The sequence below is a fragment of the uncultured Empedobacter sp. genome (assembly GCF_937930195.1).
GTDB lineage: Bacteria > Bacteroidota > Bacteroidia > Flavobacteriales > Weeksellaceae > Empedobacter > Empedobacter stercoris.
On sequence record NZ_CALGVK010000184.1, the window covers coordinates 1 to 12542 of the forward strand.

Below are 12542 nucleotides of genomic sequence, written 5' to 3' on the forward strand. Positions count from 1 at the left end.
TCGTCAATCCTTCTTGTGCAATAACTTGATAAATTTCTTGCGAAAACGCAATTGAACTCATCACCAAAAAGAATCCAAAAATTATTTTTTTCATGATGTAAAATTAAAAAGCTTCAAGAAATCTTGAAGCTTTTTGTTGATTTATTTTAAACTAAAATTAGTTAAAATTCGGCTTTCTTTTTTCTATAAAAGCTGTTGTTCCTTCTTTGAAATCATCTTCATCAAATAAATTTCCAAAACTCTGAATTTCAATTTCAAAACCATTGTCTTTATCCGATGCATTTATTGCTTTGATCGCGTGACGAATAGCAACAGAAGAATTCTTTACAATTTTACCTGCAATTTCTTTCGCACGATTTATTAATTCTGCTTGTTCCACTACTTCGTTTACCAATCCCATCTCATACGCACGATCTGCCGTAAACATATCTGCCGTCATAATTGCCTGCATAGCACGACCTTTTCCAATTAATTTTGGTAAACGTTGCGTTCCACCATAACCAGGAATTAAACCTAAAGTAACCTCTGGCAATCCTAACTTTGCATTTGTAGATGCGATACGAAAATGTGAAGCCATCGCCAATTCTAATCCTCCACCTAAAGCGAAACCGTTAACAGCCGCAATAACAGGTTTTGTTAAGTTTTCTACTTTATCAAATACATTTTCTTGCCCTTTCGCAGCCAATTGTTCTCCTTGATGACCATCGAAATTTGCAAACTCTTTGATATCTGCACCTGCTACAAAAGATTTTTCTCCAGAACCTGTCAAAATAATCGCTCGAATTTCATCGTTTGAGTTTGCATTAGTCAAAAAATTAGAAAGATCTTCTAATAAATCTTTGTTCAAGGCATTTAATGCTTGTGGACGATTTAAAGTTACCAATGCGATTTTATTTTCTACTTCAACAATAAGATTGTCATAATTATTTTCCATTTTATTTGTGTTTTTATTATTCTCTCAAAAATATCAATTGTTGAAAGAACTAAAAAATTTATCAAAAAATAATTTGTTGGTTTCAAAATCATTTCTAAATTTGCCTCAATGAATACATTATTTACAAATAACTGGTGGTGGTTAATCGAACAACAAAACGTTGGTTCGTAAGACCTCTATGCAATTATATGTAGAAAAGGCTTGTCGTAACCGACAAGCCTTTTTTTGTGCTCTAAACCTTAATATTTAGCAAATGAATTTAAATTTTAACTTACAGAAAGAAACTGTTTTAGCTGATTTAACGACTCCTGTTCAACTCTATTTGAAGTTGCGAGACATTTATCCAAATGCGTTATTATTAGAAAGTTCAGACTACCATTCGAAGACGGATGCAAATTCATTTATTTGCCTAAATCCGATCGCGACTTTCAAGGTAACGAAAGGAATCGTAAATGAAACTTACAAAAATGGTAAGACGAAAGAGTATGAATTAAAAGGTCAGAATTTAACTGAAAAGTTCAAGGAATTTACCGCTCAATTCAATATCCAAAATGGAGAAGATTTACCTGTCAATGGTTTGTTTGGATACATTGCTTGGGATGCTATTCCGCATTTCGAAACGGTAAAATTTTCTGCTCAAGGAAATGAAGCGACAATTCCAGAATTTTCTTATTCATTTTATCAAAATATAGTGGTTTTTAATCATTTTCACAACGAAATTCAATTCATCGAATTTCAAAATGAGGAAACTATTTCAAAATTTGCAGAAATTAAAAGTGTCATCAACAACAAGTCAATCATTGAATATCCATTTAATGTGGAAAGTGAAATTGAATCAAATTTAACGGATGAAGAATTCAAAAAAATGGTTACAAAATGCAAACAGTCTTGTTTTCGTGGTGATGTGTTTCAGATTGTTCCATCAAGACAATTCAAACAAAAATTTTCGGGCGATGAATTTAATGTTTACCGCATTTTACGCTCTGTAAACCCTTCGCCATATTTATTTTATTTCGATTATGGCAACTTTAAAATATTTGGTTCTTCACCAGAAGCACAAATAATCATCGATAATAATCACGCCGAGATTCATCCAATCGCAGGAACAGTTCGTAGAACTGGAAACCCAAATTTGGATAAAGAATTAACCGAAAAATTAATTGCAGACCCGAAAGAAAACGAAGAACACGTAATGTTAGTTGATTTAGCTCGAAATGATTTGAGTAGAAATTCTACAAATGTTGAAGTGGCTGAATACAAAGAAATTCAATATTTTTCTCATGTGATTCACATGGTTTCAAAAGTAACTGCTCAATTGGATACAAGTGTCAATACCATGAAAATATTCGCAGATTCTTTTCCTGCTGGAACACTTTCTGGAGCACCAAAATTCAAGGCAATGGAATTGTTAGATACCTATGAAAATCAAAATCGTGGTGTTTATGGAGGAGCTATTGGTTATTTAGGATTCAATGGTGATATCAACATGGCAATTGCCATACGCACGTTTGTTAGCAAACAAAATACCTTATATTTTCAGGCTGGTGCTGGAGTTGTTTCCAAATCGGTTGAAGAAAATGAATTACAAGAAGTCAATCATAAATTAGGCGCACTTCGTCGCTCTATCGAAATCGCTCAAAATCTATAAACTATGAAAATTTTAGTCATCGATAATTACGATTCGTTCACTTATAATTTAGTGCATTCATTGAAAAAATATGCAACCGATATCACAGTTGTTCGCAACGATGGAATATCTTTAGAAGAAGTGAATTTGTATGATAAAATATTACTTTCTCCAGGTCCAGGAATTCCTGACGAAGCTAATTTACTGAAACCTATTATTAAAAAATATGCATCAACCAAATCTATTTTCGGAGTTTGCCTTGGTCAACAAGCAATTGGAGAAGTTTTTGGAGGGAAATTATTAAACACGCAAGAAGTATTTCATGGTGTTAAATCAACCATAAAAGTCATTAAAGATGATATCATATTCAAGAATTTACCAGAGAGTTTAGAAGTTGGACGCTACCATTCTTGGGTTGTTTCGAATGAAAATTTTCCAGACGATTTAGAAATTACCGCAATCGGGCCAAACGAAGAAATAATGGCCTTACGTCACAAAACGTATGATGTGCGAGGAGTTCAGTTTCATCCAGAATCTATTTTAACGCCAGAAGGAGATCAAATGATTAAAAATTGGTTAGAAAATTAAACATGAGAAAGTTATTAAATTTATTATTCGAAAATTATACACTTTCAGAAAAAGAAGCCTATCAAATTATGGTTGATATTTCTGAAGAAAAATATTCGCAAGTAGAATTAGCATCGTTCTTAACTATTTTCAACATGCGAAATATAACATTGGACGAACTGAAAGGTTATCGACGAGCTTTACTGGATTTGTGTGTAAAAATTGATTTACCAAAACAAGCCATTGATGTTGTAGGAACAGGTGGAGACGGAAAAGATACGTTCAATATTTCGACATTGAGTTGTTTTGTTTTAGCAGGAGCTGGCGAAAAAATTATCAAACAAGGAAATTATGGAGCGTCTTCTGTGAGTGGTTCTTCGAATATGTTGGATAGTTTTGGATACGAATTTTCGACCAATCAAGATAAGTTAAAACACGAATTTGAAGAAGTTGGAATTACATTTTTGCATGCACCTCTTTTTCATCCAGCTTTAGCGAAAGTAGCCCCAATCAGAAAAGGATTAGCTGTAAAAACATTCTTCAATTTGATGGGACCTTTGGTAAACCCTATCCAACCAGATTTTCAAAATTTAGGAACATATGACATCAGAACAGCTCGACTTTATCATTATGTGATGCAAAATTCGGGTGTTCATTATTCCATTTCAACAGCTTTAGCTGGTTATGATGAAATTTCATTGACTTCGCCAACAAAAGTGTATAACAACGCAGGAGAATTTATTTTAGAAAGTAAAGATTTTGGACTAAATTCTCTTCAGCCAAATGATATAAAAGGTGGAAAATCAATCGAAGAAAATTCGAAAATATTTTTAAGTGTTTTAGAAGGTAATTCAACTCAAGCACAAAAAGAAGTGGTTTTAGCAAATGCTGCTTTAGCGCTTAAAACAATTTATCCAACCAAAGATTTAATCGAATGTGTAGCAATTGCGAACGAAAGTTTAGACAGTAAAAAAGCATTGAATGTATTCCAAAAATTAATAAGACCATGAAAACGATATTAGATGAAATTGTCGCGCAAAAACGCAAAGAAATTTTAGAAAAAAAGAAAACTCAATCAATCAATAGTTTTAAAAATTCAGAACATTTTAATTCTCCTATTTTATCTGCAAAAGCTTCGATTTTGGATCAATCAACATCAGGAATTATTGCCGAATTTAAACGTAAATCACCTTCAAAAGGGTTTATTAACAAAGATGTATTGGTAAAGGATGTCGTCGTTGGTTACGAAAAGTTTGGCGCTTCAGTAGTTTCTGTTTTGACGGATGAACAATTTTTTGGTGGAAGTTTTGAAGATTTACAACAAGCTAAAGAAATCTTGAATATACCAATTTTAAGAAAGGATTTTATTGTTGATGAGTTTCAAGTGTACGAAACAAAAGCAATTGGCGCCGATTTGATGTTGTTGATTGCAGAATGTTTAACAAAAGATGAAGTCTACAATTTAGCGAAAACAGCAAAGGAAATTGGATTGGAGGTATTATTGGAATTACATTCTGAAGATCAAATGGAAAAAATAAATGAGTTTATTGATTTGATTGGAATCAACAATCGTAATCTAAAAAACTTTGAAGTAGATATCCAAAAATCGAAACAGATTTTAAAACAATTACCACAAAATTTAATTAAAGTTGCGGAAAGTGGAATTTCGGATCCTGAAACGGTAAAAGAATTGCGACAAGCAGGTTTTCAAGCTTTTTTGATTGGAGAAAATTTTATGAAGGCAGATAATCCTTCTCAAGCATTTGAACAATTTGTAAAAGCATCAAAATGAAACGATTTCAAGTAAAAGTTTGTGGAAATAATAATCTTGAGAATTTTAAAGAAATTGCTGCAATCGAACCAGATTATGTTGGTTTTATTTTCTATCCCAAATCAAAACGATTTGTAAAAGATAAAGCGATTTTTGACATTTTTCCGAATGCCGAAAAAGTTGGCGTTTTTGTGAATGATTCGATTGAAAATATACTCGAAAAAGTTGAACAATATCAATTAGATGTTGTGCAATTACATGGCGATGAAACAGCTTATTTTTGTGAAAAATTAATTAATCAAAAACACCAACGATTGATAACAGATGAAAACTTTTTAGATTTTAAAATTTGGAAAGCTGTAGGAATTCAATCAAAAGATGATTTTCAACAATTAACCACTTATCAACAAGTTGTTGATAGCTTTGTATTCGACACAAAATCTTCTGATTACGGTGGAACAGGACGTAAATTCAATTGGCAACTGTTAACAAACTATCAGTTATCAACACCCTTTTTATTAAGTGGTGGAATAGAACTTGAAGATGCATTACTTTTGAAAAATTTTCAACATCCAAGATGTATTGGATTTGATATTAACAGTGGTTTCGAGTCAGCACCAGGAATTAAAAAAGCTAACGAAGTAAAACAGTTCATCGATACAATTGATGGACGAATTGAACAAAATTAAAAAAAATAAAATGAAATACGAAGTTGACGAAAGAGGGTTTTATGGTAAATTTGGAGGAGCTTTTATTCCAGAATTATTGCATCATAATTGTGAAGAATTATCACAAGCTTTAGAAGATTATGCAGATACAAAAGAATTTAAAGATGAGTTTAATTTGTTATTAAAAGATTACGTTGGACGTCCAAGTCCATTGTATTACGCGCCAAATCTTTCGAAAAAATACAAGGCAAACATCTTACTGAAACGTGAGGATTTAAATCACACAGGAGCACATAAAATCAACAATGCGATTGGTCAAGCGCTTTTAGCAAAACGAATGGGTAAAACCAAAATTATTGCCGAAACAGGAGCGGGACAGCATGGTGTTGCAACGGCAACGGTTTGTGCGTTGATGGGATTAGAATGTATCGTTTTTATGGGTGAAGTAGACATTGCTCGTCAAGCACCTAATGTTGCACGTATGAAAATGTTGGGTGCACAAGTAATTCCCGCAACTTCTGGAAGTAAAACTTTGAAAGATGCGACAAACGAAGCGATTCGTTATTGGATTAATCATCCTGAAACATTTTATATCATTGGTTCTGTTGTTGGACCTCATCCTTATCCGGCTATGGTTACAAAATTTCAATCGATCATTTCGGAAGAAATCAAAGCGCAAATGAAAGAAAAATATGGAAAAGAAAACCCTGATTATGTGATTGCTTGTGTAGGAGGAGGAAGTAATGCTGCTGGAGCTTTTTATCATTTTTTAGATAACGAAGAGGTAAAATTAATTGCTGTTGAAGCTGCTGGATTAGGTGTAGAATCCGGAGAAACTGCTGCGACAACAATCAAAGGAACAGAAGGTATTATACACGGTAGCCGTACGTTATTGATGCAAGATGAGGACGGTCAAATTGTAGAGCCCTATTCTATTTCTGCTGGATTAGATTATCCTGGAGTTGGACCATTACATGCACATTTGTTCAAAACTGGTCGTGCAAAATTCTTAAATGCAACTGATGATGAAGCCTTAAAAGCAGCTTTTATGCTGACAAAAGAGGAAGGAATCATCCCTGCTTTAGAATCTTCGCATGCTTTAGCGGCTTTAGAGAAAATTAATTTTAAACCGCAAGACATTGTGGTTCTGAACCTTTCGGGTCGAGGGGACAAGGATTTAGAAACCTATATGAAAGTTTCCGAAAAATATTCTTAAAAATATTTGGTTAATTTTCAAAAATCACCTTACATTTGCACCCACGATAATGAAATCTATCGGGGTGTAGCGTAGCCCGGTCATCGCGCCTGCTTTGGGAGCAGGAGGTCGCAGGTTCGAATCCTGCCACCCCGACAAAAACCTTTGTAGAACTACAAAGGTTTTTTTTATTTTAATACGCTTCCTCAATTGCTTTTACCATATTGTACACCAACTCATTATAAGGTGTTGAAATTCCATATTGTTTTCCTAACGCAATTATTTCACCAGAAAATTCATCAACTTCAGAATATCGTTTTGCTTCACGATCTTGCAACATTGATGTTTTCCCTTGCTCATCGACTATTTTTAGAGTCGCTTTCATTCGATCTACTTCCTTATCCCCAATCTGTACACCATGTGCTTTTCCTACTGCAATAACTTCTTCCGACAGTAAATCCATTAATTTATCAAGATGTTGATTTGTTTTGAATGCCCCGTACGGGAACTCTAATAAGAACGTCAATTGATTCGCAACAACATTAACCAAATACTTCGCCCATTGCGCATCTTGAATTTCATCCGTTATCGTATTTGGAATATTTGCACCATTCATATACTCACTCAACGAATGTAAACGTTCTTGAAACTTATTCTCAATATGTCCAAAAATAATCTTACCAATACTTCCGTATGTTACTCGATTTTCAACTTTCACAGCATCCATATACGCTACAGCATTAATCACTTTATCCCAACCAAAGGTATCAGCTAAAATTCGTTCAGAAGAAATTCCATTCAACAAACTAATAATCAATGTGTTTTCTCCAACAAAAGGTATTAAATCAACAATCGCCTCTTTTAGTTGATTACTTTTTACAGCAACAAAAATAAAATCAGGATAAATTTCATTTTCTATCCCTGTGATATAATCAAAATCATATCTTTTTTCATTCACAAACACCCCTTCAGCTTCATATTTTTCTTTACGATCTTGATTAACGATTATTTTTACATTCTCTGAATTATAATCATAAAAACTTGCTGCATATTTTGAACCTAACGCACCAAGTCCTAAAAAATAAATTGATATCATCTTTTTGTTATTTGAGGATAAATGTAAAATATATTTAACTAACCTGATTCAACGATTATTTGAATATTAATCTAAACAAGACAATTCTTTAAAATGTTCTTTTTAAAAATACTTTTTACATATATTTAACAAATTAATACATCACACGTGAGTCAAATAAAAAATACCGAAGAAAAAGAATTGCAAAGAGGTCTTACAAACCGACATATTCAATTAATCGCTTTAGGAGGCGCAATTGGAACTGGTTTGTTTTTAGGGATTGGACCAGCTGCAGTTCTTGCTGGACCATCTGTTATTTTAGGATATGCAATCGCTGGAATTATAGCCTTTTTTATCATGCGACAATTAGGAGAAATGGTAGTTAACGAGCCTGTTTCTGGAAGTTTTAGCCATTTTGCTTATAAATATTGGGGTTCATTTGCTGGATTTGCTTCTGGTTGGAATTATTGGATTCTTTACGTTTTAGTAAGTATGTCGGAATTGACAGCAATCGGAATTTATGTGCAATTCTGGTGGCCCGAAATTCCTTTATGGGCTTCAAGTTTATTCTTTTTTATCGTTATCAATGCGTTGAATTTAGGCTCAGTAAAAATGTTTGGTGAAGCCGAATTTTGGTTTTCAATCATTAAAGTTGTTGCCATTATCGCAATGATTATTTTCGGAGCATACTTATTAATTAGTGGAACTGGAGGCGAACAAGCGACTGTTCAAAATCTTTGGAACAACGGAGGTTTCTTTCCAAAAGGATGGCTCTCTGGGAATAGCGAAGGTGGTTTCAGCGGATTATTAGCCGCTATGGCTCTAATTATGTTCTCTTTTGGAGGCTTGGAATTAATTGGAATCACAGCTGCAGAAGCTAAAAATCCAGAAAAAACAATTCCAAAAGCAACGAATCAAGTGATTTATCGAATCTTAATTTTCTATGTAGGGGCATTAATTATCTTATTTTCTTTGGCTCCTTGGGAAACAATTACAGATAAAAGTAGTCCATTTGTAATGGTTTTTCAAAACTTAAATCACTTAAAACTCGATCTTTTTGGTCATACAATTGATTTTTCAAGATTAATCGCTAATGCGCTAAATGTTATCGTTCTAACTGCTGCTTTATCAGTTTATAACAGCTCTGTTTATAGTAATAGTAGAATGTTATACGGTTTGGCTGAACAGGGAAATGCGCCAAAATTTTTGAAGAAATTAAATAAAAATCACGTTCCAGTGATGGCCATTGCAGTATCTTCTATTTTTGCAGCAATTTGTATTGTCATCAACAAAGTAATTCCAGAAGATGCTTTTCATATTCTAATGTCATTAGTTGTTTCAACATTAGTTATCAACTGGATTATGATTTCGATAACACACCTTAAATATCGAAAACAGAAAGATAAAGAAAACGTAAAAACATTATTCCCTTCGCTTCTGTACCCGATAAGCAATTACCTTTGTTTAATTTTCTTATTTGGTATTTTAATCATCATGTGGTTTACTGGACTTAAAATTTCGGTAGAATTAATTCCAATATGGTTAATCTTTCTATACATTTCTTATCGAATTGTAAAATCAAATAAAAAGAAATAAAATTTATAAACACAAAAAAAATCCGCTCAATGAGCGGATTTTTTAATCAACTTTGGCTGCAAAGCAAACCTATTTTAAATATACTTTTTAATCACCTCAACCAATTGTTCTTTTGGTCGCGCACCACTTTCTTTCCAAAGCAATTCGCTATTCTTGAAAATAGCAAAAGTCGGAACACCTTGCACTTGATAACGTGCCGCTAAATCTTGATATTTATCAACATCTACTTTTAGAATTTTGACATCATCTCCCAATTCCTCTTTTACTTGCTGCAACACAGGTCCCATCATTTGACAAGGTCCACACCAAGTCGCAAAAAAGTCTAAAAGAACGGGTTTATCTGAATTAATAATTTCTTCGAAAGTCATCGTTTTTGATTCTTGTTCGTTATTTGATTTCTCTTTATTTCGATTGAATAAATTTCTAAACATTGTGATATTTTTTTCTATAAATATTCTAAAAAAAGCACTCCCGAAAGAGTGCCTCATAATTAGCTTTACTAATTATTAACCTAACCTATGAAAAATTTATTCTACTGTTAGTACTACTAACGCTTTAGTATAATCAAATCAAATACCAATTTTAATATATTGATAATCTGTTTATTACATTTAACAAAATTTAAGAAATAAGCTTACGTAAATAGCTCTTTTTGAAAATTAATTGTTACAATTCGCAAACAAATTTTGGATTAACTGACTTTATTTCAGTTAGCACTGACATTATTTCTTCTTTTGTTGAATTCGCTTCTAACTTTTTCAATTGATCAGAATTTAAACCAACCATTTGTAAAAAAGTCACTTTACCGTGAGGTGTGTTTATCTCATTTAAATCATCATCTTTTATAAAAGCTAAACCAACAATATCCGTGTCCGTATCTGTTCGAATAGGACCTCCTAATGGTAAATATTGATATTCATCAAACCAAACTTTAGTTTCATTGACAAATCGACCCAAGTTATTCATCAGCTGAACTACCCAGAAAGGATCTTCTCCGTTGTCATCTTTTACAGGTTTTACACGAAACGAAAATTCAAATCCCCATTTACTAAATTCTGCTCCTACACTTTCTTCCGAATAATATAAATGCGACATTCCATAGCTCACCAAATGATAATAACCGTTCACATCAAATACAGCCACTCCATCAATTGGATCATCTCCACCTTGAAACGACATTACTTGTGGCGAATAAAATCTTGGCTCTAAAGTTCCATAGACTTCTTTTAAACGATTTTCGATTGCAATCGCACCAACAGCTTGATCTGATTTATATTGTTTTTTATATTCTTCTACATTCATCATACAAAAATAGTTTATCCAAATTAATTCGAGAAGTTAAGACATAAAAAAAGAGAGTTTCTTGTTAGAAACTCTCTTTGTAGTAGCGAGGACCGGACTCGAACCGATGACCTTCGGGTTATGAGCCCGACGAGCTACCTACTGCTCCACCTCGCGATTTAGTAGCGAGAACAGGACTCGAACCTGTGACCTTCGGGTTATGAGCCCGACGAGCTACCTACTGCTCCATCTCGCGTTATTGGACTGCAAATATACGTTCATTATTTAAAATACCAAATATTATTCCAATTTATTTTATTTTATTCAGAAAAATCTAAAGAAAACAAGATTTAAATATTTATCTAACAACACTTTAATTACTTAAAAATAATTAAAAATATTTTAATTATTTTTTTTATCTACTTTGATTGGTGGATGCTTTTCAATAAAATCAATCGCTAAATCAGACGAATCTGTCAAAAATAATAAGTCTTTATAAGGTCTTCCTGTTGATAATTGATGCAATACAGAATAAATCGAAGTATCTTCTACATACCTTTTTTTGCTCAAAAATATCATTGGACTGTAATACCCTGATGTTCCGTAATGGTTTTGCGCTGCTTCCTGAAAAATTTCTTGAGTAGTTCCTGCACTTCCTGGCGCATAAACCAATCCAAACAAACTAATGGTTAACAACATATCTTCTCGAATACTATTCGAAAAATACTTTGCAATATTGGTTGCAAACAAATTACTTGGCTCGTGTCCGTAAAACCAAGTTGGAATAGCTAAACTTTCAGCACCATTTGGGTAAAGATCCAAAACTTTCTTAGCATTTGTCATATAATTCTTGGCTAAATACTCTGTTTTATTTTCATCTACAAAATCTAAATCTGCTAAAATATGAATTGCATTCATTAGATCTTCGTCTGAATAATTTGCCATATAAGCTCCTAAATTTGCAGCTTCCATAATCCCTGGACCTCCCCCAGAAACTACAAAATATCCTTTCGATGTTGCTAATTTTGCGGCTTTCGCTGTCTCATTATAGAACTCTGAATTGCGCGCTGTAGAATGTCCGCCCATAAACCCAACGACTTTTCGTTTTGTCATTCCCTCATCATCATACTCTAAAATTCTTCGCAAACCATCATCAATTGATAAGTCATGTAAACGTTGAGCTAAAGCTTCAGAAACAGAAGGATTATATTTATGTTTTTTGAAATGTTTATAGATTTTTAGATCAATACTTTGGTCATTATTTGGATCGTAACCTTCCATCAACTCTTGCCATGTGTATAATTTTCCTCGATAAGGATTATAAGGAACAGCTTCAAACTTTGGATATATAAAAGCTCCGCGCTCTATTAAATGAATTGCATGATGTTGTCTAAACTTACATCCCAAGAAAGAAGTATTACACAAATTATATTCTTCCCAATTGATATCGTGACGAATAAAATTAATATCCTGAATAACTTTATTTGTTAAATCTTTGGTTTGAGCAACTAATTCTTCCCACTCATTAATATTATGAACTAAGTCTTTTATTGGTTTAATTTTCATTGGTTTCTTTTAAAATGATTAAAAAAATTGAGAAAATGAATTTACACGAATTATTCCAAACCAACGAATTCGATCCAATAAATATAAAAATTTCATTTTTCTCATCTATCTTTGCACCTTGTTTCATTTCAAAATATAGGGAAATCGTGTGTAACTCACGAGCTGTCGCGCAACTGTAAATCAACAAATTTGATAAGCCAGAATGCCAATTTTGAAATTTTAATTTATAATAAACTTTCGCGAAAAAAGTTCAAAAATTATG

At 32.8% G+C, this 12542-nt stretch carries 12 protein-coding genes, 3 tRNA genes and 1 riboswitch; of the genes, 8 read left to right on the forward strand and 7 right to left on the reverse strand.

Annotated features, from left to right (window positions below; genetic code table 11):
* Positions 1–157: 157 nt before the first annotated feature.
* The gene (locus tag Q0616_RS10915) at positions 158–934 is read right to left on the reverse strand and encodes an enoyl-CoA hydratase-related protein (protein WP_171623880.1); all 777 of its coding nucleotides are present in this window, start codon (positions 932–934) and stop codon (positions 158–160) included.
* A 253-nt stretch (positions 935–1187) separates the two neighbouring features.
* On the opposite strand from Q0616_RS10915, the gene Q0616_RS10920 reads away from it, so the two are divergent.
* The 7 genes from Q0616_RS10920 to Q0616_RS10950 all read left to right on the forward strand — a co-directional run bounded on the left by Q0616_RS10920 (position 1188) and on the right by Q0616_RS10950 (position 6918).
* The gene (locus Q0616_RS10920) at positions 1188–2582 is read left to right on the forward strand and encodes an anthranilate synthase component I family protein (RefSeq protein WP_298776949.1); all 1395 of its coding nucleotides are present in this window, start codon (positions 1188–1190) and stop codon (positions 2580–2582) included.
* 3 nt (positions 2583–2585) lie between these two features.
* On the forward strand, positions 2586–3149 hold the full coding sequence (locus Q0616_RS10925; protein ID WP_284583108.1) for an aminodeoxychorismate/anthranilate synthase component II: 564 nt from the start codon (positions 2586–2588) through the stop codon (positions 3147–3149).
* A gap of 2 nt (positions 3150–3151) precedes the next feature.
* Positions 3152–4138, forward strand: coding sequence for an anthranilate phosphoribosyltransferase (gene trpD, locus Q0616_RS10930; RefSeq protein WP_225539153.1), 987 nt, complete (start codon positions 3152–3154; stop codon positions 4136–4138).
* Positions 4135–4920, forward strand: coding sequence for an indole-3-glycerol phosphate synthase TrpC (trpC, locus tag Q0616_RS10935; protein ID WP_171623884.1), 786 nt, complete (start codon positions 4135–4137; stop codon positions 4918–4920). Before trpD ends, trpC begins: the two co-directional genes overlap by 4 nt.
* Positions 4917–5588, forward strand: coding sequence for a phosphoribosylanthranilate isomerase (locus Q0616_RS10940; protein ID WP_298776954.1), 672 nt, complete (start codon positions 4917–4919; stop codon positions 5586–5588). The genes trpC and Q0616_RS10940 overlap by 4 nt, the downstream gene beginning before the upstream one ends.
* Before the next feature lie 10 nt (positions 5589–5598).
* Positions 5599–6783, forward strand: coding sequence for a tryptophan synthase subunit beta (gene trpB / locus Q0616_RS10945; protein WP_298776955.1), 1185 nt, complete (start codon positions 5599–5601; stop codon positions 6781–6783).
* A gap of 60 nt (positions 6784–6843) precedes the next feature.
* Positions 6844–6918, forward strand: a tRNA-Pro gene (locus Q0616_RS10950).
* 37 nt (positions 6919–6955) lie between these two features.
* Here Q0616_RS10950 and Q0616_RS10955 read toward each other — a convergent pair.
* Positions 6956–7858 (reverse strand): ketopantoate reductase family protein, encoded by a 903-nt coding sequence (locus Q0616_RS10955; RefSeq protein WP_298776957.1) that lies wholly within the window; start codon positions 7856–7858, stop codon positions 6956–6958.
* A gap of 156 nt (positions 7859–8014) precedes the next feature.
* On the opposite strand from Q0616_RS10955, the gene Q0616_RS10960 reads away from it, so the two are divergent.
* Complete coding sequence (locus Q0616_RS10960; protein ID WP_286482966.1) at positions 8015–9433, forward strand: amino acid permease; 1419 nt, start codon at positions 8015–8017, stop codon at positions 9431–9433.
* Positions 9434–9507: 74 nt separating this feature from the next.
* Here Q0616_RS10960 and trxA read toward each other — a convergent pair whose 3' ends face one another.
* From trxA to Q0616_RS10985, 5 genes are all read right to left on the reverse strand, one after another.
* Positions 9508–9921 (reverse strand): thioredoxin, encoded by a 414-nt coding sequence (gene trxA, locus Q0616_RS10965; protein ID WP_171623888.1) that lies wholly within the window; start codon positions 9919–9921, stop codon positions 9508–9510.
* Between the two features lie 178 nt (positions 9922–10099).
* On the reverse strand, positions 10100–10738 hold the full coding sequence (locus tag Q0616_RS10970; protein WP_225541429.1) for a suppressor of fused domain protein: 639 nt from the start codon (positions 10736–10738) through the stop codon (positions 10100–10102).
* 80 nt (positions 10739–10818) lie between these two features.
* A tRNA-Met gene (locus Q0616_RS10975) sits at positions 10819–10891 on the reverse strand.
* A gap of 6 nt (positions 10892–10897) precedes the next feature.
* A tRNA-Met gene (locus tag Q0616_RS10980) sits at positions 10898–10970 on the reverse strand.
* A 146-nt stretch (positions 10971–11116) separates the two neighbouring features.
* Positions 11117–12280 carry a hypothetical protein gene (locus tag Q0616_RS10985; protein ID WP_298776959.1) on the reverse strand — a complete coding sequence of 388 codons (1164 nt, stop codon included), beginning with the start codon at positions 12278–12280 and terminating at the stop codon, positions 11117–11119.
* 112 nt (positions 12281–12392) lie between these two features.
* Positions 12393–12539: riboswitch (adenosylcobalamin (AdoCbl) riboswitch) on the forward strand.
* The last annotated feature ends 3 nt before the right edge of the window (positions 12540–12542 follow it).